Origin of the sequence: Micromonospora sp. A3M-1-15 (assembly GCF_024213425.1) — a bacterium.
In the GTDB taxonomy this organism is placed as follows: domain Bacteria; phylum Actinomycetota; class Actinomycetes; order Mycobacteriales; family Micromonosporaceae; genus Micromonospora; species Micromonospora chersina.
The window spans coordinates 663,460-687,371 of sequence record NZ_JANAVK010000002.1 but is presented as its reverse complement, the minus strand read 5'-3'; the positions used below and the strand labels follow the sequence as shown (position 1 = coordinate 687,371).

The 23,912-nt window shown below is 72.1% G+C and carries 21 protein-coding genes; 7 read left to right on the top strand and 14 right to left on the bottom strand.

Going from position 1 to position 23,912, the window contains the following annotated elements; genetic code table 11:
* Nucleotides 1-2 precede the first annotated feature (2 nt).
* Both NLX85_RS12985 and NLX85_RS12980 read left to right on the top strand, forming a co-directional pair.
* Nucleotides 3-1,040, top strand: coding sequence for an ABC transporter ATP-binding protein (locus NLX85_RS12985; RefSeq protein ID WP_254334803.1), 1,038 nt, complete (start codon nt 3-5; stop codon nt 1,038-1,040).
* Nucleotides 1,024-2,052, top strand: a complete 1,029-nt coding sequence (locus NLX85_RS12980; protein WP_254334800.1) for an ABC transporter ATP-binding protein — start codon at nt 1,024-1,026, stop codon at nt 2,050-2,052. The genes NLX85_RS12985 and NLX85_RS12980 overlap by 17 nt, the downstream gene beginning before the upstream one ends.
* Nucleotides 2,053-2,117: 65 nt before the next feature.
* Here NLX85_RS12980 and NLX85_RS12975 read toward each other — a convergent pair whose 3' ends face one another.
* The 4 genes from NLX85_RS12975 to purN all read right to left on the bottom strand — a co-directional run bounded on the left by NLX85_RS12975 (nt 2,118) and on the right by purN (nt 7,852).
* Entirely contained in the window at nt 2,118-4,751 is a 2,634-nt protein-coding gene (locus NLX85_RS12975) for a glycosyl hydrolase (RefSeq protein ID WP_254334793.1), read from the bottom strand.
* Nucleotides 4,752-4,926: 175 nt separating this feature from the next.
* Entirely contained in the window at nt 4,927-5,403 is a 477-nt protein-coding gene (locus NLX85_RS12970) for a hypothetical protein (RefSeq protein WP_254334791.1), read from the bottom strand.
* 260 nt (nt 5,404-5,663) lie between these two features.
* Nucleotides 5,664-7,235: a bifunctional phosphoribosylaminoimidazolecarboxamide formyltransferase/IMP cyclohydrolase gene (gene purH / locus NLX85_RS12965; protein WP_254334789.1), complete on the bottom strand. Its 1,572-nt coding sequence runs from the start codon at nt 7,233-7,235 to the stop codon at nt 5,664-5,666.
* Complete coding sequence (gene purN / locus NLX85_RS12960) at nt 7,232-7,852, bottom strand: phosphoribosylglycinamide formyltransferase (RefSeq protein ID WP_254334787.1); 621 nt, start codon at nt 7,850-7,852, stop codon at nt 7,232-7,234. The genes purH and purN overlap by 4 nt, the downstream gene beginning before the upstream one ends.
* 247 nt (nt 7,853-8,099) lie before the next feature.
* On the opposite strand from purN, the gene NLX85_RS33275 reads away from it, so the two are divergent.
* On the top strand, nt 8,100-8,678 hold the full coding sequence (locus NLX85_RS33275) for a DUF4190 domain-containing protein (RefSeq protein ID WP_305885038.1): 579 nt from the start codon (nt 8,100-8,102) through the stop codon (nt 8,676-8,678).
* A 62-nt stretch (nt 8,679-8,740) separates the two neighbouring features.
* Here NLX85_RS33275 and NLX85_RS12945 read toward each other — a convergent pair whose 3' ends face one another.
* The gene (locus NLX85_RS12945; RefSeq protein ID WP_254334785.1) at nt 8,741-10,069 is read right to left on the bottom strand and encodes a DUF6350 family protein; all 1,329 of its coding nucleotides are present in this window, start codon (nt 10,067-10,069) and stop codon (nt 8,741-8,743) included.
* Between the two features lie 159 nt (nt 10,070-10,228).
* On the opposite strand from NLX85_RS12945, the gene NLX85_RS12940 reads away from it, so the two are divergent.
* On the top strand, nt 10,229-10,498 hold the full coding sequence (locus NLX85_RS12940) for a DUF4190 domain-containing protein (protein WP_254334783.1): 270 nt from the start codon (nt 10,229-10,231) through the stop codon (nt 10,496-10,498).
* A 57-nt stretch (nt 10,499-10,555) separates the two neighbouring features.
* Here the strand turns inward: NLX85_RS12940 and sucD are convergent, their stop codons facing one another.
* The 4 genes from sucD to NLX85_RS12920 all read right to left on the bottom strand — a co-directional run bounded on the left by sucD (nt 10,556) and on the right by NLX85_RS12920 (nt 14,545).
* A complete protein-coding gene (sucD, locus tag NLX85_RS12935; protein ID WP_254334782.1) occupies nt 10,556-11,443 on the bottom strand; it encodes a succinate--CoA ligase subunit alpha in 888 nt (295 codons plus the stop codon).
* 2 nt (nt 11,444-11,445) lie between these two features.
* Nucleotides 11,446-12,624, bottom strand: coding sequence for an ADP-forming succinate--CoA ligase subunit beta (sucC, locus tag NLX85_RS12930; protein WP_254334780.1), 1,179 nt, complete (start codon nt 12,622-12,624; stop codon nt 11,446-11,448).
* Between the two features lie 184 nt (nt 12,625-12,808).
* On the bottom strand, nt 12,809-13,705 hold the full coding sequence (locus NLX85_RS12925; protein ID WP_254334778.1) for a hypothetical protein: 897 nt from the start codon (nt 13,703-13,705) through the stop codon (nt 12,809-12,811).
* Between the two features lie 435 nt (nt 13,706-14,140).
* Nucleotides 14,141-14,545 (bottom strand): cobalamin B12-binding domain-containing protein, encoded by a 405-nt coding sequence (locus NLX85_RS12920; protein ID WP_091318208.1) that lies wholly within the window; start codon nt 14,543-14,545, stop codon nt 14,141-14,143.
* A gap of 386 nt (nt 14,546-14,931) precedes the next feature.
* On the opposite strand from NLX85_RS12920, the gene NLX85_RS12915 reads away from it, so the two are divergent.
* Together NLX85_RS12915 and NLX85_RS12910 are read left to right on the top strand one after the other, a co-directional pair.
* Nucleotides 14,932-15,645: a peptidoglycan DD-metalloendopeptidase family protein gene (locus NLX85_RS12915; protein WP_254334776.1), complete on the top strand. Its 714-nt coding sequence runs from the start codon at nt 14,932-14,934 to the stop codon at nt 15,643-15,645.
* Nucleotides 15,646-15,895: 250 nt separating this feature from the next.
* Nucleotides 15,896-16,681: a M23 family metallopeptidase gene (locus tag NLX85_RS12910; protein WP_254334774.1), complete on the top strand. Its 786-nt coding sequence runs from the start codon at nt 15,896-15,898 to the stop codon at nt 16,679-16,681.
* A 60-nt stretch (nt 16,682-16,741) separates the two neighbouring features.
* On the opposite strand, the gene pcrA is transcribed toward NLX85_RS12910, so the two are convergent.
* Nucleotides 16,742-19,141 (bottom strand): DNA helicase PcrA, encoded by a 2,400-nt coding sequence (gene pcrA, locus NLX85_RS12905; protein ID WP_254334772.1) that lies wholly within the window; start codon nt 19,139-19,141, stop codon nt 16,742-16,744.
* A 290-nt stretch (nt 19,142-19,431) separates the two neighbouring features.
* Here pcrA and NLX85_RS12900 point away from each other — a divergent pair, with 290 nt between their 5' ends.
* Entirely contained in the window at nt 19,432-19,785 is a 354-nt protein-coding gene (locus NLX85_RS12900) for a chorismate mutase (RefSeq protein ID WP_254334770.1), read from the top strand.
* Nucleotides 19,786-19,868: 83 nt separating this feature from the next.
* Here NLX85_RS12900 and NLX85_RS12895 read toward each other — a convergent pair whose 3' ends face one another.
* The 4 genes from NLX85_RS12895 to NLX85_RS12880 are packed head-to-tail and all read right to left on the bottom strand — an operon-like array spanning nt 19,869 to nt 23,837.
* Nucleotides 19,869-20,885 carry an ABC transporter ATP-binding protein gene (locus NLX85_RS12895; RefSeq protein ID WP_254334769.1) on the bottom strand — a complete coding sequence of 339 codons (1,017 nt, stop codon included), beginning with the start codon at nt 20,883-20,885 and terminating at the stop codon, nt 19,869-19,871.
* Nucleotides 20,878-21,906, bottom strand: a complete 1,029-nt coding sequence (locus tag NLX85_RS12890; protein ID WP_254335546.1) for an ABC transporter ATP-binding protein — start codon at nt 21,904-21,906, stop codon at nt 20,878-20,880. Before NLX85_RS12890 ends, NLX85_RS12895 begins: the two co-directional genes overlap by 8 nt.
* A 25-nt stretch (nt 21,907-21,931) precedes the next feature.
* A complete protein-coding gene (locus NLX85_RS12885; protein WP_254334768.1) occupies nt 21,932-22,918 on the bottom strand; it encodes an ABC transporter permease in 987 nt (328 codons plus the stop codon).
* Nucleotides 22,911-23,837, bottom strand: a complete 927-nt coding sequence (locus NLX85_RS12880) for an ABC transporter permease (protein WP_254334767.1) — start codon at nt 23,835-23,837, stop codon at nt 22,911-22,913. The genes NLX85_RS12885 and NLX85_RS12880 overlap by 8 nt, the downstream gene beginning before the upstream one ends.
* Nucleotides 23,838-23,912 lie beyond the last annotated feature (75 nt).

Sequence of the window (23,912 nt, the reverse complement as noted above, 5' to 3'; positions counted from 1 at the left end):
TCGTGACCCAGTCCGCGGTCCGGCCCACGCCGGCCTCCCCCACCCCGCCCGGCGGCCACCTGCTCGAGGTACGGGACCTGCACATCGAGTTCCGCACCCACGAGGGCGTGGCCAAGGTCATCAACGGGGTGACGTACCACCTCGACGCGGGCGAGACCCTGGCCGTGCTGGGCGAGTCCGGCTCCGGCAAGTCGGTCACCGCCCAGGCGATCATGGGCATCCTGGACACGCCTCCGGCGCACGTCCGCTCCGGCCAGATCCTCTACCAGGGTCGGGACCTGCTGACCCAGTCCGAGGAGCAGCGCCGGCAGGTGCGCGGCAAGGAGATCGCCATGATCTTCCAGGACGCGCTCTCCGCGCTGAACCCGGTCTTCCCGGTGGGCTGGCAGATCGGCGAGACGCTGCGCCAGCGGGAGGGGATGTCCCGCGCCGACGCCCGCCGGCGGGCCGTCGAGCTGATGGACCTGGTGAAGATCCCGGCCGCGGCGAAACGGCTCGGCGACTACCCGCACCAGTTCTCCGGCGGCATGCGGCAGCGCGTCATGATCGCCATGGCGCTCGCCCTGGACCCGAAGGTGCTGATCGCCGACGAGCCCACCACGGCGCTCGACGTCACCGTGCAGGCCCAGATCATGGACCTGCTGGCCGACCTGCGCCGCGACCTGAACATGGCGATGATCCTGATCACCCACGACCTCGGCGTGGTCGCCGGCGTCGCGGACCGGATCGCCGTCATGTACGCCGGCCGGATCGTCGAGCACGCCGACGTGCGCTCGCTGTACCGGGCGCCGGCCCACCCGTACACCAAGGGGCTGCTGGAGTCGATCCCGCGCCTGGACGTCCGCGGCCAGGCGCTGTCGACGATCAAGGGGTTGCCGCCGAACCTCATGCGGATCCCCTCCGGCTGCCCGTTCCACCCCCGGTGCCCGTACGTGCAGCAGGTCTGCGTGGACGTGGTGCCGCACGACCTGGTCCTCGGCGACGGCCGGACCAGCGCGTGCCACTTCGCGCAGGAGGTCCGTGATGACAGCGCCCGCTAGCCCGACCAAGGTGCGCGGCGAGACGATCCTCTCGGTCGACAACCTGGTCAAGCACTTCCCGATCAGCCGGGGCGTGCTGTTCCAGAAGCAGATCGGCGCCGTGAAGGCGGTCGACGGGGTCAGTTTCGAGCTGCGCCGCGGCGAGACGCTCGGCGTGGTCGGCGAGTCCGGCTGCGGCAAGTCGACCCTGGCCCGGCTGCTCATGCGGCTGGAGACGCCGACCTCCGGCCGGGCCACCCTGGAGGGCCGGGACCTGTTCAAGGCGTCCGGGTCGGAGCTGCGCCGGCTGCGCCGCAACATGCAGATGGTGATGCAGGACCCGTACACCTCGCTGAACCCGCGGATGACGGTCGGCGACATCATCGGCGAGCCGTTCGAGATCCACTCGGACGCGGCGCCGAAGGGCAGCAAGCGGCAGCGGGTGCAGGAGCTGCTGGACGTGGTCGGGCTCAACCCCGAGCACGTCAACCGCTACCCGCACCAGTTCTCCGGCGGCCAGCGGCAGCGCATCGGCATCGCCCGGGCGCTGGCCCTGCGCCCCGAGGTCATCGTCTGCGACGAGCCGGTCTCCGCCCTGGACGTCTCCATCCAGGCGCAGGTGATCAACCTGTTGGAGCAGCTCCAGGACGAGTTCGGGCTGTCGTACATCTTCATCGCGCACGACCTGTCGGTGGTCCGGCACATCTCGGACCGGGTCGCCGTCATGTACCTCGGCAAGATCGTGGAGATCGGCACCGAGGAGGAGATCTACGAGCGGGCCACCCACCCGTACACCCAGGCGCTGCTCTCCGCGGTGCCGGTGCCGGACCCGGACGCCCGCGAGGACCGCACCATCATCCGGCTGACCGGCGACGTGCCCAGCCCGGCCGACCCGCCCTCGGGCTGCCGGTTCCGCACCCGCTGCTGGAAGGCGCAGGAGGTCTGCGCCACCCAGGAGCCGCACACGGTGCTCCGCGCGGCGGACCCGCACCCCTCGGCCTGCCACTTCGCCGAGGTGCGCCCCGGCGCCTGAGCCGGCACGACGGAGGCCCCGTCCCCCGGAGGAAGGGGGGACGGGGCCTCCGCACAGGTGGCCGGTCAGAGCTGGGCGAGACCGAACGCCCAGATGCCGCGGCCATGGGTCGCGACGTAGATCGAGTTGTCGGCCGCGTTGTACTCGACGTCCATGCCGACGGTCAGCGGCAGGCCGGCGCCGAGCCGCTGCCAGTCGGTGGCGCCGGGCGCGCGGTAGAACGTGGCCAGGTCGGTGGCGAGCACCAGCGCGCCGGTGGACAGCTCCTTGATCGAGCTGGCCGGCACGTCCGGCAGGTTCGCCGAGACGTCCTTCCAGGTCACGCCCGCGTCGGTGGTCTCGAAGACGTGGCCGTAGCCGGCGCCCGGACCCTCGGTGAACCGGCGGGAGAAGCCGTTCACCGCGACGAAGGCGTGCGACGGGTTCGCCGGGTCGATCCCGACGCCCTGGAGGAACCGGTTGGGGAAGTCACCCGGCAGGGTGACCTGGTGCCAGCTCGACGGGTCGGTGACCTTGCCGACGGCGAGGCCCCGGGCGAACCCGGCGTTGTTGCACGGGCCGCACCAGCCGACGTACGCCGTCCCGCCGGAGACCGCCACCGAGGTGGCGGTGTGGCCGGCGCCCAGGTTGAACACGTTGGTCCAGCCCTTGCCGTCGGAGATCGAGTAGCCCTTGGTGTTGACCCAGACGTGCTGGCCACCGGCGACCCAGACGTTCGCGTCGTGGTCGTCCGGCGCGAAGGGCGCGATGAACCGGGCCGGCTCGTCGCCCGGCGACGAGGTGTACGGCTGGATGTCCCGCGAGGTGGAGGTCTCCGCGGTGCCCGGGCCGGGGTTGGCGTTGCAGTTCTCGGTCACCCGCATGGCCAGGTTGGTGTACTCCTGGACCTGCCGGCAGCCGTTCGCCGGGTCGGCCTGGGAGTCGCCGCCGTCACCGCCGAAGTGCGAGCCCATCACAGTGTCGCCGGGGCGCAGGATGGAGGTGCCGTTGTCCTGGAGACCGCCGGAGACGATGGTGCCGGCCTTCGCCGGGTCCCGGCCCAACGCCACCGAGTAGTACTGGAGCGCGTCGATGGTGCCGTCGTTGAGGCTCTGCCAGTCGGTGGCGTGCCCGGCCTTGTCGGTCTTGCCGTTGACCGGCCGGCGGTAGACACCACCGTCGTTGCCGACGTAGACGAACCCGTTGCCGACCGCCACCGAGTGCTGGTCGGAGTGGGTGGTCTTGCTGCACTTGTTCTGCGCGTCGTAGATGTTCCAGCAGGCGAAGCCGAAGTTCCAGTACGGGCCCACGGTCTTCCAGTTGGCGCCCGCGTCGTACGACTCGTAGACCTCCTCCAGGCCGGCCCAGACGTGGTTCGGGTCGGCCGGGTCCACCGTGAGGAACTGGTTGTACCAGGCCTGGATGCCCGGGCCGTAGCCCTTGCCGATCACCGTCTGCTTGAGCGCGGAGCCGGAGTTCCCCAGCTTCGCCGAGTCGGCGATCTTGCTCCACGGGCCGGCGGGGTTGCCGTTGTTCGAGACGTAGATGCCGTCCAGGTAGCTGTTCACGTTGCCGGCGGGCTTGTTGAGCAGCTTCGGCGACTGGTTGATCGCGTAGAGCTTGCCGCCGTCGGCGGAGAAGGCGAAGGTCACGTACCCGATGTCGTCCGCCGGAATGGAACCGGTCGGGTTGACCTTGGCCCAGCCACCGGCGGTGTAGTCGGCGGTCTCGTAGAAGCCGTTGTACGTGTCGCCCGAGCGCCACGCCGAGGCCACCACCACGTGCTTCGCGTTGCGGGGGTCGCCCGCCACGTCGTTGACGATGTTCTTGTACGCCGCGTTCGCGTCACCGGCGTTGGCGCCGCCCGGCAGGTAGCTCGGGTTCGGCGCGAACTCCAGCTTCCAGGCCCCGGACCCGCTGCTCATCGCGTGCGAGAACAGGCCCCGGTTGGTGGCGGCCCAGACCTTGCCGTCGAAGAAGCGCAGCTTGTTGATGACCGTGCTCTCCAACTCGGACCCGCCGACCCGGTCAGTGGCCTTGAAGGCGCCGGTCCGCGGGTCGGCCAGCCGGTAGACGCCGGCGCCCACGAACGACGTGGCGCCCGTGTTCCCCTCACCGGTCGCGTACCAGAGCGAGCCGTCCGCGGCGAGCACGACGTCGCCGCTGGACAGGGTGGGCAACGCGTCCGCGATCGGCGTCCAGCTCCCGCCGCCGATCGAGGAACGCCACACGCCACCGTCGGCGCCGGCCGCGTACACGAACCCGTTGTTGTCCGCGGCGAGGCCCGTCATCCGGCCGGTGACCAGGCCGGCGCCGCCCGAGGAGTTGGACGCGTAGTCGCGGTAGCGCGGGTCGTCGCCGTCGTACTTGATCTTCGTGACCTCGCGCCAGGTGCCCTTGGTCGCCGGCAGCGCGTTGAGCTGGCTCAACGCGTTGGCGTACGCACCAGGCGCGACGATGCCCGGCGCGTAGCGGGCCTGGGCGAACTGCTCGGCGATGGTGCGGGCCTCGAAGGCCTCCTCACCGGCCTCCTCCGACTCCTCGCCGGCCGCCATCTCCATGAACTCCCTGGGGTGCCAGGGCATGTTGGCGCCGGGCTCGTCGGCCAGGCCGAGCTTCTCCTGTACCTCGTGGTTGGTGGCGACGACGCCACCGAGCGCGGCGGTCAGCACCAGCGCGCCCGCGATTGTCGCCGGCTTGCGCCAGCGGAGTGTGGACATGTGAATCCTCCCGGATTCGAGGGGGTACCGGGCCGGCGGCCCGGGACGGAAGACCATGGACGGACGGCGCGCGAGCGCGCCTACCGGTGGACGGACGGACCGTCCGAGCGGGACCCTGCGCGGCGGAACAACCCGGACGGATCTCGGGTCACGTCCGGCGGCGACGCGGGCAGGGTCAGGCGGAAGCCGGTGGGCCGCGGGTGGCCAGGGTGCCGCGCGGCGGCATCGGGAGGGCCGGCTGGCGGCGGTGGATCGCGACGGCCACGCGCTCGGTCGTGCCGACGACCCGCGGGGGCGCGGCCGGGAGGACGTCGTCCGGTCCGTCACCGGCGGTGACGCCGGCGCGGTGGTCGCCGCAGGGCCCGCCGGAGGACTCCGTCCACAGCTCCGACGGGGCGTGGCCGGGCGTGCGGGGCGCGCCGGCGGCCCGGGGGTCGCCGGAGAGGGCGGGACGGTCCGGCGGGGTGACCGGTGTGTCGACGGCCCGTCCGTCCGGTGGAAGGACGGCGTGGTCGACCCGGTGGATCGACAGGTGCGCGGCGGTGACCACCGCGCCGGGCTGGTGGCTCTCCGCGCAGGCGGGCGCGCCCAGGCCGGCCAGGACGAACGCCAACGCGACGACGACGGTGCTCAACCGGTCGAGTGCGCGCATGGGCAAACCTGTCCGAGGCGGGAGGCCGCTCGAGCGGGCGGCGTGACGGCCGCGGGGCGGGAGCGAATCGAGCAGGGAACGGGAGGGGTCGATCGCTTGCTGCGGGACAACGCTAGCAACAACTTTCACAACCCGGCAACGGTCGACCCTCGTCCTTTCGGCTGGTCAGCCGTCCACTCGTGACATCCTCGGAACCGGGACGGGCATCACATGAAACAGGGGCGCGGCCGGTCGGCCGCGCCCCCGTCCCGGGTCGAAGATCAGTGGAAGAAGTGCCGGGTGCCGGTGAGGTACATGGTCACCCCGGCCTCCTTGCAGGCGGCGATGGTCTCCTCGTCGCGGATCGAGCCGCCCGGCTGGACGATCGCCCGGACGCCGGCCTCGATGAGGATCTTCGGGCCGTCGGCGAACGGGAAGAACGCGTCCGAGGCGCAGACCGAGCCGCGGGCGCGCTCGGCGCCGGCCCGGCTCACCGCGAGCTGCGCCGAGTCGACCCGGTTGACCTGGCCCATCCCGACGCCGACGGTGGCGCCCTCCCGGGCCAGCAGGATCGCGTTGCTCTTCACCGCGCGGACCGCCCGCCACGCGAACGCCAGGTCGCGCAGGGTGGCCTCGTCGGCCGCCTCGCCGGTGGCCAGCGTCCAGTTCGCCGGGTCGTCGCCGGCGGCGTCGATCCGGTCCCGCAGCTGCACCAGCACCCCGCCGGTGACCTGCCGCCACTCGGCCGGCAGCGGGTCGAACGCGGGGGCCCGCAGCAGGCGGATGTTCTTCTTCCCCCGGAGGACCTCCAGGGCGCCCTCGTCGAAGCCCGGCGCCACCAGCACCTCGGTGAAGATCTCCGCGACCTGCCGGGCCAGCTCGACCGACACCGGCCGGTTCACCGCGATCACCCCGCCGTACGCGGACACCGGGTCGCAGGCGTGCGCCCGGCGGTGCGCCTCGGCCACGTCCGCCCCGACGGCGATGCCGCACGGGTTGGCGTGCTTGATGATCGCCACCGCCGGCTGCTCGGGGAAGTCGTTCGCGGCCCGCCAGGCGGCGTCGGCGTCGACGTAGTTGTTGTAGGACATCTCCTTGCCGTGCAGCTGCTCCGCCTGGGCCAGGCCGGCCGGGCTGGCCGGGTCGGCGTAGAGGGCGGCCGCCTGGTGCGGGTTCTCGCCGTAGCGCAGCACCGCCTGCCGGCGCAGCGCCAGCCCGGCGAACGCGGGCCAGCCGTCGCCGGCCGGCGCCAGCTCGCGGGCGAACCACTCGGCGACGGCCACGTCGTAGTCCGCGATGTCGGCGAACGCGCGGGCCGCGAGCGCCCGCCGCTGGGCCAGGGTGAAGCCGCCGTCGGCGAGCGCGGCCCGCAGCGCCGGGTACGCCGCCGGGTCGGTCACCACGGCCACCGAGGCGTGGTTCTTGGCCGCGGCGCGGACCATGGCCGGACCGCCGATGTCGATCTGCTCGACGCACTCGTCCTGGCTCGCGCCGGAGGCGACCGTCGCCTGGAACGGGTAGAGGTTGGAGACCAGCAGGTCGATGCCCGCGATGCCGTGCTCGTCGAGCTGGGCGGCGTGCGCGTCCTTGCGCAGGTCGGCGAGGAGTCCACCGTGGATCTTCGGGTGCAGGGTCTTGACCCGGCCGTCGAGGATCTCCGGGAAACCGGTCACCTGCTCGACCGGGGTCACCGGCACGCCCGCGCCGGAGATCGTCGACGCGGTGCTGCCCGTCGAGACGATCTCCACCCCGGCGTCGTGCAGGGCCCGGGCCAACTCGACCAGGCCGGTCTTGTCGTAGACGCTGACCAGCGCCCGCCGGATCGGGCGGCGGATGTCCTCAGTGCTGCTCACGGAACGGTGACCTTTCTGCCGGTGATCGTCCAACCTTCACGGACCAGCCGACCGACCTGCTCGACGAGCTGGCGCCGCTCGGCGGACTTGATGCGCTCGGTGAGCGTCTCCTCGTCGTCGTCGTCCAGCACCGGCACGGCGACCTGGGCGACGATCGGGCCGGTGTCCATCCCGGCGTCGACGAAGAACAGGGTGGCCCCGGTGACCTTCACGCCGTACGCCAGCGCGTCCCGGGGACCGTGGATGCCGGGGAACGCCGGCAGCAGGGTGTTGTGCGTGTTCAGGTAGCGGTCGCCGAACGCGGCCAGGAAGTGCGGGCCGACGAGCTTGAGGAAGCCGGCGCTGATCACCAGGTCCGGCCGGTGCTCGGCGACCCGGGCGGTGAGCGCCCTGTCCCAGTCCTCGCGGGTCGGGTGGTCCTTCAGTCGCTCCACGAAGGCCGGCACGCCGGCCGCGGCGGCCCGGTCCAGGCCGGCGATCCCGTCGCGGTCGGCGCCCACGGCCACCACCCGGGCCCCGTACGCGGGGTCGGTGGCGGCGTCCAGCAGGGCCTGGAGGTTGCTGCCGGAGCCGGAGACGAGGACGACGAGGCGGGCGACGGACGCGGGCTCGGTCACGCGGCAACCCTATCGGGCCTGCTGGCGTGTCCGACGCTCGGGCGGCCACGCCTCGGGTGATCTCCCTCGTGGCGTCGGCACGATACGCTGCCGTCGCCCGGTGCCGTGCTCACGCCCGGCCCGGCGTCGGCATCGTGACCTTGGTCCCGGGCCCGTGTGCCGCGGGCGTCCCGGTGTCCGGGCGGAATGATGAGCGGCAGACAACCGACCATGGACCGTCGACCCCCAGTTTGAGGAGCGCTCCGCAATGCAGCCCGGTTACCCCGGTCAGGACCCGCACGGCCAGCAGCCGAACCAGGATCCGACCTCCCCGCAGTACGACCCGTACGCCCAGCCCCCGCAGGCGCCCCAGTACGGCCAGCAGCCCACCTCGGGCCAGCCGTACGGCCAGGACCCGTACGCCCAGCCGCCGCAGGCCCCGCAGTACGGCCAGCCGACCTCGGGCCAGCCCTACGGCCAGCCGACCTCGGGCCAGCCCTACGGCCAGGACCCGTACGCGCAGCAGCAGCCGTACGGCGCCGCGCCCCAGTACCCGGCCACCGGTTACCCGACCGGCGGCGGCCAGAACAACACGCTCGGCCTGATCGGCATGATCGCCGGTATCGCCTCGATCGTGCTCGGCCTCTGCTGCCCGCTGATCGGCATCCCGGCCGGCATCGCCGGCATCGTGCTCGGTGTCATGGGCCAGAAGAAGGTCCAGGCGGGCGAGGCGAACAACGCCGGCCAGGCCAAGGCGGCCCTCATCTGCGGCGGCATCGGTGTGGTCATCGGCATCATCAACGCCATCGCCGGCGCCGCGATCAACCTGAACAACTTCGGTTCCTGAACCGGCTTTACGAGGGGGCGTCCGGCACCGCCGGCCGCCCCCTCCGCCGTCTCCGGCGCCGGTCAGCTCTCCGCGCGGCGCGGCGGCGGGGCCGTGGGGCGGGGCGCGGTGGGAGCGCCGCTCAGGGTGCGGCCGGCGGCGGCGCCGAGGACGGCGCCGACCGCGACCACCAGGGTGGACACGCCCGCCACGGGCCAGGGCGACGGGCCGATCTCGGCCAGCCGGCCGGCGCCCAGCGGACCGCCGGAGGCCACCGCGGCCAGGCCGAGCAGGACACCGGCGACCGGGCCGGCGAGCGCCGCCGGGACCAGCAGCGCCGACCACCCGACCGGCGCGCGCTCCTCGGCCGCGACCCGCAGCAGCCGGCGGGCCAGCAGCCAGCCGGCCGCCATGGCGGCCAGCACCGGCACCGCGAGCAGCCCGGCGCCCAGCCCGTCCACCGGGCCACGCGGCAGGCCGGCCAGCAACGGTACGGCCGGCAGCGCGCCCACGGAGACCTCGCTGGTCCGCACGGCCGTGTCGGTGCCGACGGCGAACCCGGGCCCGAGCAGGTAACTGGCCGACCAGACGGTGGCGTTCGGCGCGTACGCGAGGCTGACCAGGGTGATGCCCGCCTGACCGGCCACCCCCGTCCGGTACGCCCCGATCATGTCGGCGGCGTCGCCGCCCCCGGTCGCCACGGCCAGCCCGGCGGCCCCGGCGCCCGCGCCGAGCAGCAGCAGGCCGGCGACCAGCCCGGTGCGCACCCCGTCGCGCAGCGCCGCCGGGGTGCGGCGGGCCAGCAGCACCCAGACGCCTGTGGTCCGCAGCGCGCCGACCAGGGCGGCGAGCCCGCCGAGGACCGCGAAGGTCAGCCCGGCCCGGACCGGGGACACGCGCAGCCCACCCGCACCGACCACGATCGCGGCGAGGGCACCGAGCAACGCGTACCCGATGCCGACCCCGACCGCGACGGTGAGCGCCTGCCGGGGAGAGCGGCCGCCCCGGGCGCCGATGGCCCGGCTGACGTGCACCCCGGCGCGGGTGAGCCGCCAGACGGCCAGGGCGGTCAGGGCGAGCGGCGCCAGGCCGAGCGGCCCGGCGGAGGTCTCCAGCGGCACGCCGTGGCCGAGCAGCCAGCCGACCAGTCCGGCGCGGAGCGCGCCGGTCAGCGAGCCGGCGTCCTCGCTGAGCTGGGCCAGGCCGAGCACCAGGGTGACCGGCAGCCAGGACGTCACGGCGGCCCAGAGGGCCGCCACCCCGGCGGCGACGGGCAGCGGGGCCCGGCCGCGCGGCGACTCCCCGGACCGGGGCGCGGGCACCCGCGGCGCCGGCCCACGGCCGGTCGGCCGGGCTCCGGCGGCGACTTCGGCGGCGGGGCGGCGGGGCTGGTCAGGGGTGACGCGTGACATCGGCTCTACTCTGGCATGCCGCGCGGGCGACGGCAGTCCGATACCGCCGCGGGACCGCGGCGAGTTCCCTGATCCACCGGCTCGGGGGCCCCGATCCGGTTTAGCCTCGGCCCAGGACGCGACCTTTCCTGTCGCGGCACCGACCGCTCGGAGGAAGCCGTGAACGCTCCGTATCCGCCGCCCCCGCCGCCACCGGCCGCCGGCCGGGACCGGACCACGCTCTGGGGCATCCTGGGGATCGTCACCGGCCTGCTCTGCTGCGGCATCCTGGGCATCGTCTTCGGCTACCTGTCGATCCGGGACGCGAAGCGCTTCGGCAAGTCCCAGCTGCTCGGCTGGCTGGCCATCGCGTTCGGCGTCATCAACCTCATCGCCAGCGCCATCATCCGGTCCCGGGGGAACTACTACTCCCCCTACTGGTACCGGTAGGAAGCGCGAGGGGGCCGACCGGACACGGTCGACCCCCTCGGCACGTCACGGGACCGCTCAGCGGCCGGACATGATCTCCCGCATCAGCTTGGCGGTCTCGGTCGGGGTCTTGCCGACCTTCACGCCGACCGCCTCCAGCGCCGCCTTCTTGGCGTCGGCGGTGCCCGCCGAGCCGGAGATGATCGCGCCGGCGTGGCCCATGGTCTTGCCGGGCGGGGCGGTGAAGCCGGCGATGTAGCCGACCACCGGCTTGGTGACGTTGGCCTTGATGAACTCGGCCGCCCGCTCCTCGGCGTCGCCACCGATCTCACCGATCATGACGATCGCGTCGGTCTCCGGGTCCGCCTCGAACGCGGCCAGCGCGTCGATGTGGGTGGTGCCGATGATCGGGTCACCGCCGATGCCGACGCAGGTGGAGAAGCCGATGTCGCGCAGCTCGTACATCATCTGGTAGGTCAGCGTGCCGCTCTTGCTGACCAGGCCGATCCGGCCGGAGCCGGTGATGTCGGCCGGGATGATGCCGGCGTTGGAGGCGCCCGGCGAGGCGATGCCCGGGCAGTTCGGGCCGATGATCCGGGTCCGCTCGCCCTTGGCGACGTTGTACGCCCAGAGCGCGGCGGTGTCGTGCACCGGCACGCCCTCGGTGATCACCACGGCCAGGTCGATGCCGGCGTCGATCGCCTCGACCGCCGCGGCCTTGGTGAACTGCGGCGGCACGAAGATGACCGTGACGTCAGCCCCGGTCTCCTTCATGGCGTCCGCCACGGACGCGAACACCGGCAGTTCGGTGCCGTCGAAGTCGACCTTCTGGCCCGCCTTGCGCGGGTTGACGCCGCCGACGACGTTGGTGCCGGCGGCGAGCATCCGCCGGGTGTGCTTGGAACCCTCGGAACCGGTCATCCCCTGCACGATGACCTTGGAGTCCTTGGTCAGCCAGATAGCCATTGTCAGACCCCCGCAGCTGCCAGCTCGGCGGCCCGCTCGGCCGCGCCGTCCATGGTGTCGACCCGCTGGATCAGCGGGTTGTTCGCGCCGTCGAGGATCGCCCGACCGGCCTCGGCGTTGTTGCCGTCGAGGCGGACGACGAGCGGCTTGGTGGCCTTCTCGCCGCGCTGCTCGAGCAGCGCCAGCGCCTGCACGATGCCGTTGGCGACCGCGTCGCAGGCGGTGATGCCGCCGAAGACGTTGACGAAGACGCTCTTCACCGACGGGTCGGAGAGCACGATCTCCAGGCCGTTCGCCATGACCTCGGCGCTCGCGCCGCCGCCGATGTCGAGGAAGTTGGCCGGCTTGACGCCGCCGTGCCGCTCACCGGCGTACGCGACCACGTCGAGCGTGGACATGACCAGGCCCGCGCCGTTGCCGATGATGCCGACCTCGCCGTCGAGCTTGACGTAGTTGAGGTCCTTCTCCTTGGCGGCCTGCTCCAGCGGGTCCACCGACGCCTGGTCGACCAGGGCCTCGTGGTCCGGGTGCCGGAACGCGGCGTTCTCGTCGAGGGTGACCTTGGCGTCCAGCAGCAGCAGCTTGCCGTCCTTGGTCGTGGCCAGCGGGTTCACCTCGACCAGCGTGGCGTCCTCGGCGACGAACGCCTGCCACAGCTTGACCGCGACCTCGACCACCTGGTCGGCGACCTCGGCCGGGAAGCCGGCCGCGCCCACGATCTCGCGCGCCTTGGCCTCGTCCACGCCGGTGTTCGCGTCGATCGGGGCCTTGACGACCTTCTCGGGGGTCTCGGCGGCGACCTGCTCGATGTCCATGCCGCCGGCGACGCTGGCGATGCAGAGGAAGGTGCGGTTCGCCCGGTCGAGCAGGTACGAGAAGTAGTACTCCTCGGCCACGTCCGCGGTCACGGTGATCATGACCTTGTGGACCGTGTGACCCTTGATGTCCATGCCGAGGATGTCGGTGGCACGGGCCACCGTCTCCTCCGCGCCCTCGGCCAGCTTCACGCCGCCGGCCTTGCCGCGGCCGCCGACCTTCACCTGCGCCTTGACGACCACCCGGCCGCCGAGGCGCTCGGCGATCGCGCGGGCCTCCTCCGGGGTAGTGGCGACGCCGCCGGCGAGCACGGGCAAGCCGTGCCGCTCGAACAGGTCCCGCCCCTGGTACTCGTACAGGTCCACGATTGCGCGTCCCGTCCCGTCTCCGCGGCGCGCCGTCGCGCCGCCACCAGCGTTGGAAAATCAGTTTGACGCCTGTCATCAGATGAGACAGGTCATTTGCCGCAGCCTAACGAGATGGGAACCGGCGGCAACCGAGCGGGTGCACGGTGTGCGGTAATGCACAGCCGTCTGTGCCCCGCCGGGCTCAGCCCACCCGGCAGCGACCGGCCGCGTATCCGACCACGGCTCGCATGATCTCGTCCTCGCCGCGGTCGGCGTGGTTGACCGTGGCGGTCAAGCCGGTGCCGAAGAACGCCTGCTGCATCCCGGAGTCGAGCGCGGTGAACGCGCCCAGCCCGCTGCCGGCCCGCGGGTCGCGCGGCTTGACGCAGAGCATCTTCTCCAGCGCCCACCGCCGCAGGTAGATCCGGTCGATCGCCTCCCACGGCAGCCAGATCGCCTGCCCCCGGGTCGGCCGCGTCTTGATCCACAGCCCGGCCGGCCCGAGCGCGAGCACCGGACCGCCCGATGAGACCAGCCAGAGCTGGAGGCCGACCGGCACCGCGAAGAAGAGCAGCACCACCGGGACGATGAAGAGCAGCCCGGCGCCGCCGCCCTCGGACGACGCGGCCAGGCCGATCGGGCAGGCGATCACCAGCCCGACCACCAGGGTCACCAGCCCGAGGGTCAGCGCCCGCTTGCCCAGGCTCGGCCGGACCACGAACGGCAGGTCCTCCGGGATCCGCTTCGCCGTCGGCGGCGGCTGCGCCGGCCCGACCCCGAAGGGGTACGCCTGCGGCGCGGCCGGCCAGCCGGGCGCGGGCTGCTGGTGGGGAGCGCCGTGCTGCTGGTGCGGAACGGGCCAGCCCGGTGCGGGCTGCTGGTGCGGAGCGCCCCAGCCACCCGGAGCCGGCTGCTGCGGCGCGGGCCAGCCTTGGCCGGGCTGCTGCGGCGCGGGCCAACCCTGGCCGGGCTGACCGGGCTGCTGCGACGCGGGCCAACCCTGGCCGGGCTGCTGCGGCGCCGGCCACCCGGCGGGCGGTGGGGGCGGCGCGGGCCGGCCGCCGGCGGGGTCGGGCTGCGGGTACGGCGGCTGGGTCACGGCGGGCTCCCGGCGGGGGTCGTCGACCGCGGGACGCGGTCCGGGCAGGCACACGATACGACCCGGGCCCACACCGCGAGGTCCGGCGGAGAGCGGCCCGTCCGAGGTGTCCGGAACGGCGGCCGTCAGCCGTCCGGGGGATGTTGTGGAACGGGCGTAACCCCCTGTTGGGGGCGTCGTTGAGTCTGATGTCGGAGCGCTGGTCAGGCGCGACGACGGGAGCGGCCGATGCCCTGTCGGTCGAGGGGTGGCGGCGGGGCATCGTGCATAGAGGGGCCGGGCGTGTGAGGGGTGCGTCCGGCCCCTCCCCCTGTCCAAAACCCGGCGACCCGCCCACCTCCACGCCGACGTGCAGAGTCGATCAAGAGGTTTGCGTCGGGTCCGGACCCGTTCCTGACGCGAACTTCTTGATCAACACTTGGGGCGGCGCGGGGGTCAGGCGACCGGCTGGGCGACGTTCTCCCGGACCCACTCCACGATCGACTGGGTGGTGGCGCCCGGGGTGAAGATCTTGGCGACGCCGAGCCGCTGGAGCTCCGGGATGTCGGCGTCCGGGATGATGCCGCCGCCGAAGACCACGATGTCGGCCGCGTCGCGCTCGGCGAGCAGTTCGAGGACCCGCTTGAAGAGCGTCATGTGCGCGCCGGAGAGCACCGAGAGGCCCACCGCGTCGGCGTCCTCCTGGATCGCGGTCTCCACGATCTGCTCCGGGGTCTGGTGCAGGCCGGTGTAGATGACCTCCATGCCCGCGTCACGCAGGGCACGGGCGACGACCTTCGCGCCCCGGTCGTGGCCGTCCAGGCCGGGCTTCGCGACGACGACCCGGATACGAGAGCTCATCAGCGCACACCTTTCACCGGCTCCGGCACTCCTGACCTGAACGAACGGTAACCCGCCCCACCCGGGCCCGGAAACCCGGGCTGCGCCTTACCGTCCCACCCCGCTCGCGGGAAGCCGGACACCTCCGCCGATCGGTTACTGTCCGCGACGAACGGGCAGTTGCGGGGCCACCCGACCGGGGGCACGAGCTATGACAAGAGCGGATGGAAACGGACAGAACGAAACGCCAATTCGGCGCTTCGGCTTGTGACAGGAGTGGCGGTTGGCTAACGTGTCCACGGTTGTCATCAGGTCCACGGACGGGTGACGACGCGACACCGGAGGTTCGACCGAGCTTCACCGAACGGTCCGGAGTCGCATCGGATCCCCGACAACGGAGGGTGTGCGTGCGCCAGCGCCTGTCGTCTGAGCCCGATAGATATCGCGGCCGCCGCCGCGTACCCACCCCCCCGCGGAGCCGCTACGCCGCGGTCGTCACCACCGCCTTCGTGGGCGCCGGCATCGTCGCCCTCGGCGCGAACGCCCTCCCCGACGCCAAGAGCGTCAGCCCGTCGGTCCTCGACGAGCTCAAGCAGGCCTCGATCACCAGCCAGGACGCCGCGGCCCGGGCCGACAGCGCGGACCGCGCCACCCGTGACGACCGCGCCGGCGGCAAGACCGCCACCGAGCAGGACACCTGGCTGCTCCCCCTGCACGGCTACGACTTCCAGTCGCCCTACGGGATGCGCTGGGGCAAGCTGCACACCGGCATCGACCTGGTCGCCCCGGAGGGCACGCCCTACCGGGCGATCCACGACGGCCAGGTCACCAAGGCCGGCTGGTTCGGCGGCTACGGCTACGCGGTGATCGTCCGGCACGCGGACGGCAGCGAGGCCATCTACGGCCACTCCTCGGCGGTGACCGTCAAGGAGGGCCAGCAGGTGAAGGCCGGCGACCAGCTCGGCCTGGTCGGCAACACCGGCCACTCCTACGGTTCGCACCTGCACCTGGAGATCCATGTCAACGGCGAGCCGCGGGACCCGGTGCCGTGGCTCAAGGAGCGCGGAGTGGACATCCAGCTCGAAGTCGAGGCAATCTACAGCGAGGTAGCCGCGTCCTGACGCTGCGTATCGCCCGTTGACCGCCCGGATCAGTCGATCCGGGCGGTTTCGTCTGCGGCAAAGTCTGCTGGGTCACAGCGCCGATTGTGGCCGGGACCACAGGCGATCATGATCCTTTTCGGCAGCAAACCGGCCAGGTCGGCGGAAACCTGGACAGGTCACGTCACCGGCCCCACCGGTCCTCCGGAACCCCGTACCCGGCGGCCTGCCGACCGACACCAGTATTTCGAGGTCACGTGCCCCTCGACTGATGAAGGTTTCCGTGCAGGAAGACAGCTCCATCCAGAACGAGAACACCCCGGACAACGCTCCCGCCCGGCACCGGCGGCAGCGCCCGGTCCGGCGTACCGCATATGTCGTCGTCGGCGCGGTGGCCCTGCTCGGCCTCGGCCTCGGGGGTGTCTCCGTCGCCACCGTCGACCACGGCGCCCCGACCCCCGCCGCGGTCGACTTCGACGCCCAGGCGCGTGCTGAGGCCGCCGCCCGCGCCGACCGCTCCGCGCGCGAGTCGACCGCCCCGGTCACCCCCTCGGCCACCCCGGCCAGCCCGTCGCCGAGCCCGAGCACGGCCAGCCCGAAGCCGACGAAGACCGCCTCGGCCAAGCCGAAGCCGAAGAAGACCACCAAGCCGAAGCCGGCCTGGGTCATCCCCATGACGGGCGCCGAGATCACCTCCTGCTTCGGGCAGCGGTGGGGCACCCTGCACGCCGGCATCGACTTCGCCATGCCGGCGGGCACCCCGATCCACGCCGCCGCGGCGGGAACCGTGGTCAAGGCCGGCGACGCCGGCGACGGCTACGGCAACTCCGTCTTCGTCGACCACGGCAACGGCTACCTGACCCACTACGCCCACCAGAGCCGGCTGATCGTCAGCGTCGGCGACAAGGTGAAGGCCGGGCAGGTCATCGGCTACGAGGGCTCCACCGGCGACTCCACCGGCCCGCACCTGCACTTCGAGGTGCACAAGGGCGCCATGTGGAACCAGATCGACCCGGCGCCGTTCCTGCGCGCCCGGGGCATCGACGTGGCCTGCTGACGGCCACGGCACGAGGGAGGGGCCCGGTCCGGCACGTCGCCGGGCCGGGCCCCACCCGGTTCAGAGCTTGTCGATCGGGGCGTGCCGGAGAACCAGCCACATGGTCTGGTCGCCGAAGTCGATCTGCGCGCGGGCGCCCGGCCCCTGCCCCTCGACCGCCAGCACCCGGCCGAGGCCGTAGCGCTGGTGGTTGACCCGGTCGCCCACCGAGACCTTGGGCGCCTGCTTCAGCTCGCTCGCGGTGGCCAGCCGGCTGGCGTCCACCCCGAGCCGCTTGGCGAGCTGGGTCGCCTTGGGCGTGCCCCCGGTGAAGCCGCCGCGCCCGCCGGGCACCCGGTCCGCCCGGCCGCCCACGCCGCCGCCCCCACCGGCCCACGAGGTGTACGACCCCTCGGTGCGCTCCCAGCGGACCAGCTCGGTCGGCAGCTCCTCCAGGAAGCGCGACGGCGGGTTGTAGGCCGGCGCGCCCCACGCCGAGCGGGTGACCGCCCGGGACAGGTAGAGGCGCTGCCGGGCCCGGGTGATGCCCACGTACGCCAGCCGCCGCTCCTCCTCCAGCTCGCGGGTGTCGCCCAACGAGCGCAGGTGCGGGAAGACGCCGTCCTCCAGGCCGCTGAGGAACACCACCGGGAACTCCAGCCCCTTGGCGGTGTGCAGCGTCATGAGGGTCACCACGCCCTGGTGGTCCGGGTCGTCGGCGGGGATCTGGTCGGCGTCGGCGACCAGCGCCACCTGCTCCAGGAAGCCGGCCAGGGTGGCCCGCTCGTCCTCCTCGCCCAGAGCCTCGATCCGCTCGGTGTACTCCCGGGCGACGCTGACCAGTTCCTGGAGGTTGTCCACCCGGCCGGCGTCCTGCGGGTCGAGGCTCTCCTCCAGCTCGGCCAGGTAGCCCGAGCGGGTCAGCACGGCCTCCAGCACCTCCTCCGGAGTGCCGGTGGCGGCCAGCCCGCGCGCGTCGTCGAGCAGCGCGACGAACTCGGCGATGCCGTTGGCCGCCCGGGTGGAGATGCCCGGCGCGTCCTTGGCCCGGCGCAGCGCCGCGCCGAAGGAGATCCGGTCGCGGCCGGCCAGCGCCTCCACGCACGCCTCGGCGCGCTCCCCGATGCCCCGGCGCGGGGTGTTGAGGATCCGGCGCAGGCTGACCGTGTCGTCGTCGTTGACCACGGCGCGCAGGTAGGCCAGCGCGTCGCGGACCTCCTTGCGCTCGTAGAAGCGCACCCCGCCGACCACCTTGTAGGGCAGGCCGACCCGGATGAACACCTCCTCGAAGACCCGGGACATGGCGTTGGTGCGGTAGAAGACGGCCACGTCGCCCGGGCGGGTATCGCCCGCGTCGACCAACCGGTCGATCTCCCGGGCCACCCAGTCCGCCTCGGCATGCTCGGTGTCGGCCACGTAGCCGACGATCTGCTCGCCGGCCCCGGCGTCGCTCCACAGCCGCTTGGGCTTGCGGGAGGTGTTCCGGTCGATCACCGCGTTGGCGGCGTTGAGGATGGTCTGGGTGGAGCGGTAGTTCTGCTCGAGCAGGATCGTCCGCGCGTCGGTGAAGTCGCGCTCGAACTCCAGGATGTTGCGGATGGTGGCCCCGCGGAACGCGTAGATCGACTGGTCGGCGTCACCGACCACGCAGAGCTCGGCCGGCGGGATGCCCTCCGTGCCGGAGACCAGCTCCTTGATCAGCACGTACTGGGCGTGGTTGGTGTCCTGGTACTCGTCGACCAGCACGTGCCGGAACCGGCGCCGGTAGCTCTCCGCCACGTGCGGGTGCGACTGGAGCAGGTGCACCGTCGTCATGATGAGGTCGTCGAAGTCCAGCGCGTGCGCCTCGCGCAGCCGCCGCTGGTAGAGCGTGTACGCCTCGGCCAGCGCCCGCTCGTTGGGGCCATTGGCCCGGCCGGCGAACTCCTCAGGGTCGACCAGCTCGTTCTTCAGGTTGGAGACCTGGGCGGCCAGACCGCGCGCCGGGTAGCGCTTCGGGTCCAGGTCGAGCTCGCGGGCGACCATCTGCATGAGCCGGCGGGAGTCGTCCGCGTCGTAGATCGAGAAGGTGGACTTCAGGCCGGCGTGCTCGTGCTCGGCCCGCAGGATCCGGACGCAGGCCGAGTGGAAGGTCGACACCCACATCAACCGGGCACGCGGGCCGACGAGAGCGGCCACCCGCTCCTTCATCTCGCCGGCGGCCTTGTTGGTGAAGGTGATCGCGATGATCTCGCCGGGGTGCACGTCCCGCGCGGCGAGCAGGTAGGCGATCCGGTTGGTCAGCACCCGGGTCTTGCCGGAGCCCGCGCCGGCGACGATGAGCAGCGGGGAACCGGCGTGGGTCACCGCGTCCCGCTGGGGGCCGTTCAGGCCGGCGAGGAGTGCCTGCGGGTCCGCCGGCCGGGCCCCGGGCCGGTGCGGCGGGGTCGGCCGGGGCTCCGGCGCGGGCGGGGACGCGGGGATGTCGAAGAGAGGATGCATCGCACGGCGAGTCTATGCCGACGGCCGGACACTTCCCGCCCACGCGGCCCGGGCGAGACGAAGGCGTCACGTCCCACCTGTTGGCGGGTTTCCTTGCGCGCCCGCCCCGCGGGTCGGCATACTCGACGGCGTGTTCGGTCAGCGCTTCTACTTTTACTACGGCACCGGGAGTCCGGCAGCCGTGGGTCGCGCCTGATCACAGACCTACGAAAAGCCCCGGGCTCCTGGAGCCCGGGGCTTTTCCGTCCCGGGATCCGGGTACCGGGCCCGAGACCCCGAGGGGTACGACGATGATGACTGACGTGGTGGAGTCCAGCGGCGGCCTGGCGCGGCACGACGGGCCCGCCGGCGGTGACCCGACCGGGGCCGCGGCGGCCCGGACCGGCACCGGCGACTCGGCGGCGGCCGAGCGGATCAGCGAAATCCGGGAGCGGATCGACGAGATCGACCGCACGATCATCGCGCTCTGGCAGGAGCGGGCCGCGCTGTCCCAGGAGGTCGGCGCCACCCGGATGGCCTCCGGCGGCACCCGCCTCGTGCTCTCCCGGGAGCGGGAGATCCTGGAGCGGTTCCGCCAGGCGCTCGGCGCGGACGGCACCCAGCTCGCGCTCCTGCTGCTGCGCGCCGGCCGCGGACCACTGTGAGGGCCCCGGCGGCACGGCAGCCGCCGGATACGACGAACCGCCTGCCGGCGTCGGGGTGACGCCGGCAGGCGGTCCGGGGTGGATCAGGCCGCCTCGTGGGTGGCGACGATCTCCCGCTTCTCCGCGAAGTGGCAGGCGCTCGGGTGGTCCGAGCCCCGCCGGATCTGGAGCAGCGGCACCTCCTGGGCGCAGATGTCCTGCGCCTTCCAGCACCGGGTGCGGAACCGGCAGCCCGAGGGCGGGCTGATCGGCGAGGGGACGTCACCCTGGAGCCGGATGATCGCCTTGCTCTCCCGCACGGTCGGGTCGGGCACCGGCACCGCCGACAGCAGCGCCTGGGTGTAGGGGTGGGTCGGCCGCTCGTAGATCTCGTCCTCGGTGCCGACCTCCACCATCTTGCCCAGGTACATCACGGCGACCCGGTCGGAGAGGTGACGCACGACCGACAGGTCGTGGGCGATGAAGACGTACGAGAGGCCGAACTCGGCCTGGAGCTTCTCCAGCAGGTTCATCACCTGCGCCTGGATCGACACGTCCAGGGCCGACACCGGCTCGTCGCAGACGATGACCTCGGGCCGCAGCGCCAGCGCCCGGGCGATGCCGATGCGCTGCCGCTGGCCGCCGGAGAACTGGTGCGGGTACCGGTTGATGTGCTCCGGGTTGAGGCCGACCAGGTCGAGCAGTTCCTTGACCTTGTCCCGGCGGGACCGCCGCGGCGCCACCTCGGGGTGGATCTCGAACGGCTCGCCGATCAGGTCACCGACCGTCATGCGCGGGTTCAGCGAGGTGTACGGGTCCTGCATCACCAGCTGGATCTGCCGGCGCAGGCGCCGCAGCGCGCCGCCGGAGAGCTTGGAGATGTCCTGGCCCTTGTAGAGCACCTGGCCGGCGGTCGGCTTCTCCAGGTTCATCAGCACCCGGGCCAGCGTCGACTTGCCGCAGCCGGACTCGCCGACCACGCCGAGGGTCTCCCCGGCCTTCAGTTCGAAGGAGACGCCGTCGACCGCCTTGACCTGACCGATGGTCTTCTTGAACACCACACCCTGGGTCACGGGGTAGTACTTGACCAGGTCACGGACCTCGATGATGTTCTCAGTCACGATTCACGAGCTCCTCGGCGAAGTGGCAGGCGCTGGCCCGCCCGCGGCCCAACTGCAGCAGCGGCGGCACCTTCTCCCGGCACACCGGCTGCGCCATGGGGCAGCGCGGGTTGAAGGCGCAGCCCGGCGGGATGTTCATCAGGTTCGGCGGGAGGCCCTTGATGGTACGGAGCTCCTGCCCCTTCTCGTCCATCCGCGGGATCGAGTTGAGCAGGCCGAGGGTGTACGGGTGCGCCGGCTTGGCGTACAGGTCGTACACGTCGGCTTCCTCGACGATCCGGCCGGCGTACATGACCGCGATCCGGTCCGCGACGTCGGCGACCACGCCGAGGTCGTGGGTGATCAGGATCATGCCCATCTGCCGCTCCCGCTGGAGCTCGCCGAGCAGGTCCATGATCTGGGCCTGCACGGTCACGTCCAGCGCGGTGGTGGGCTCGTCGGCGATCAGGACCTCGGGGTCGAGCGCCAGCGACATGGCGATCATGGCGCGCTGCCGCATACCACCCGAGAACTGGTGCGGGTAGTTGCTGTACCGGCCCTTGGCGTTCGGGATCTTGACCTGGTCGAGCATCTCGATCGCGCGCTTCTTGGCGTCCGAGCGGCTCATGCCGCGCCGGATGCGGAACTGCTCGGCGATCTGGAAGCCGACGGTGAAAACCGGGTTGAGGGCGGAGAGCGAGTCCTGGAAGATCATCGCAATGCCTTCACCACGGATCCGGCGCCGCTGCTCGGGGGACATCTTGAGCATGTCCTTGCCGTGGAAGCGGACCTGGCCCCCGGTGACGAAGCCGGGCGGGGTGTCGAGGATGCCCATGACGGTCTGCGCGGTGACGCTCTTGCCGGAGCCGGACTCGCCGAGCACGGCGAGGGTCTCTCCCGCGTCGACGTGGTACGTCACCCCGTTGATGACCTTGGCGACACCGTCCCGGGTGCGGAACTCCACCCGCAGGCCGTCGACCTCGAGCAGGCGGCCCGAGGGGCGGCCGGATCCGTCGGCGCCCGGCGCGGACTGCTCGGACACGAGAATGTCGGACAACTCAGTTCCCCTATCGGAGCTTCGGGTCGAGGGCCTCGCGGACCGCCTCGCCGAGCATCACGAAGCTCAGCACGGCGACGACGAGGAACGCGGAGGGGAAGAACAGCAGGAACGGCGAGACCCGGATGTAGTTCTGCGCCTCGCTGATCATGATGCCCCAGGAGACCACCGGGCTCTTGAGGCCGATGCCCAGGAAGGACAGCGTGGCCTCCGCGCCGATGAACGAGCCGACCATGATCGTGCCGTACACCAGCAGTGGCGCCAGGCAGTTCGGCAGCAGGTGCTTGAGGATGATCCGGCCGGTGCCGGCGCCCAGCGCGCGGGCCGCCACGATGTAGTCGGCCTCCTTGGTGGCGAGCACCGAGGAGCGCATCAGCCGCATCACGACCGGCCAGCTCAGCACGGTCAGGGACATGATGACCAGCCCCATGATCGTCCACTCGCCGTTGTCGGTGCCCGAGCCGTTGAACGTGGTCAGGATGACGATCGAGCCGAGCACGAACGGCAGGCCGAAGAAGATGTCCGCGATCCGGGACAGGACCGCGTCCACCCAGCCGCCGCGGTAGCCGGCGATGATGCCCATCGCGCCACCGAACAACAGGGTGAGGATGGTCGACAGGAGCGCCACCACGATCGAGGCGCGGGCGCCGTAGATGACCCGGGCGTAGACGTCACGGCCCTGCACGTCGTAGCCGAACCAGGCGTCGGCCGACGGCTCGACCCGGCTGCGCCCCAGCGCGCCGTTCACCGCGTCGCCGGAGGTGAACAGCGAGGGGAACGCCGCCATCACCACGAAGAGCAGGATGAAGGTCGCGGAGATCCAGAACAGCGGCTTGCGGCGCAGGTCCCGCCAGGCGTCGCCGAGCAGGCCGCGCGGCTTCTGCTGCTTCTGCGCGCTCTCCGGCAGGCCGGCGTTGGTGGGCGCACCGGAACCCGCCTCGGTCGGCATGGTCGCGGGCGGCGTCGAGACGATCGACGCGGTACTCGGGTCACTCATAGCGGATCCTCGGGTCCAGGGCGGCGTAGAGCAGGTCCACCAGCAGGTTCATCACGAGATAGACGAGCACCAGCACCACCACGATGCCGACAACGGTAGCGCTCTCCTTGGTGACGATCGCCCGGAGCACCTGGCGGCCGATGCCGTTGATGCCGAAGATGCCCTCGGTGATGATCGCGCCGCCCATCAGGGCGCCGAGGTCGGTGCCGAGCAGGGTGACGACCGGGATGAGCGAGTTGCGCAGCAGGTGCACGCCGACGACCCGGCGCATGGGGAGGCCCTTGGCGATGGCCGTACGGACGTAGTCGGCCCGCCGGTTCTCGGCGATGCTGGTCCGCGCCACCCGGGCGATGTACGCCATCGAGGCGCTGCCGAGCACGAAGCCTGGGACGAGCAGCTCGCTGAACCGCATCTCGTTGGAAACGGTGGGGGTGATGATGCCCCACTTGACGCCGAGGAGCCACTGGAGCACGAAGCCGATGACGAAGACCGGCAGCGCGATCAGGAACAGGGTGGAGACAAGGACCAGGTTGTCCAGGAAGCCGTTGCGCCGGAGACCGGTCAGAACGCCCGCACCGAGGCCGATGATGGCTTCGATGGCGAGCGCCACCACCGCCAGCTTCAGGGTGTTGGGGTACGACGTGGCGATGATGTCGCTGATCTCGCGACCGCCGAACGTGATACCGAAGTCACCCTGGAAAAGGTTCTTCATGTAGCTGGCGTACTGCACCCAGATCGAATCGTCGAGATGGTACTTCTCGGTCATCATGGCCCGGTAGTTCGGCGGGCAACCACGGTCGCCGCACTTGCCGGCGAAGGGGTCGCCCGGCACCGACCAGACGAGCCAATAGATCAGGAACGTCGTGCCGATGAACACCGGTACGAGTTGCAGCAGCCGTCTCAAGAGATAACGGCCCATGGGGTGGTCCTCCAGACAGGGGGCGCGTCGGACTGCCGACACGGGTGGTGACGACAACGTGCGAGGGGTTTGTTG

Bases quoted from the DNA above. Each gene is read 5' to 3' on its own strand.
- NLX85_RS12900 (WP_254334770.1), top strand. From the start codon at position 19,432: ATGATGACTGACGTGGTGGAGTCCAGCGGCGGCCTGGCGCGGCACGAC.
- NLX85_RS12910 (WP_254334774.1), top strand. From the start codon at position 15,896: ATGAAGGTTTCCGTGCAGGAAGACAGCTCCATCCAGAACGAGAACACC.
- NLX85_RS12880 (WP_254334767.1), bottom strand. From the start codon at position 23,837: ATGGGCCGTTATCTCTTGAGACGGCTGCTGCAACTCGTACCGGTGTTC.
- NLX85_RS12970 (WP_254334791.1), bottom strand. From the start codon at position 5,403: ATGCGCGCACTCGACCGGTTGAGCACCGTCGTCGTCGCGTTGGCGTTC.
- pcrA (WP_254334772.1), bottom strand. From the start codon at position 19,141: ATGCATCCTCTCTTCGACATCCCCGCGTCCCCGCCCGCGCCGGAGCCC.
- NLX85_RS12975 (WP_254334793.1), bottom strand. From the start codon at position 4,751: ATGTCCACACTCCGCTGGCGCAAGCCGGCGACAATCGCGGGCGCGCTG.
- sucD (WP_254334782.1), bottom strand. From the start codon at position 11,443: ATGGCTATCTGGCTGACCAAGGACTCCAAGGTCATCGTGCAGGGGATG.
- NLX85_RS12920 (WP_091318208.1), bottom strand. From the start codon at position 14,545: ATGAGCTCTCGTATCCGGGTCGTCGTCGCGAAGCCCGGCCTGGACGGC.
- NLX85_RS12945 (WP_254334785.1), bottom strand. From the start codon at position 10,069: ATGTCACGCGTCACCCCTGACCAGCCCCGCCGCCCCGCCGCCGAAGTC.
- NLX85_RS33275 (WP_305885038.1), top strand. From the start codon at position 8,100: ATGCAGCCCGGTTACCCCGGTCAGGACCCGCACGGCCAGCAGCCGAAC.
- NLX85_RS12885 (WP_254334768.1), bottom strand. From the start codon at position 22,918: ATGAGTGACCCGAGTACCGCGTCGATCGTCTCGACGCCGCCCGCGACC.
- NLX85_RS12980 (WP_254334800.1), top strand. From the start codon at position 1,024: ATGACAGCGCCCGCTAGCCCGACCAAGGTGCGCGGCGAGACGATCCTC.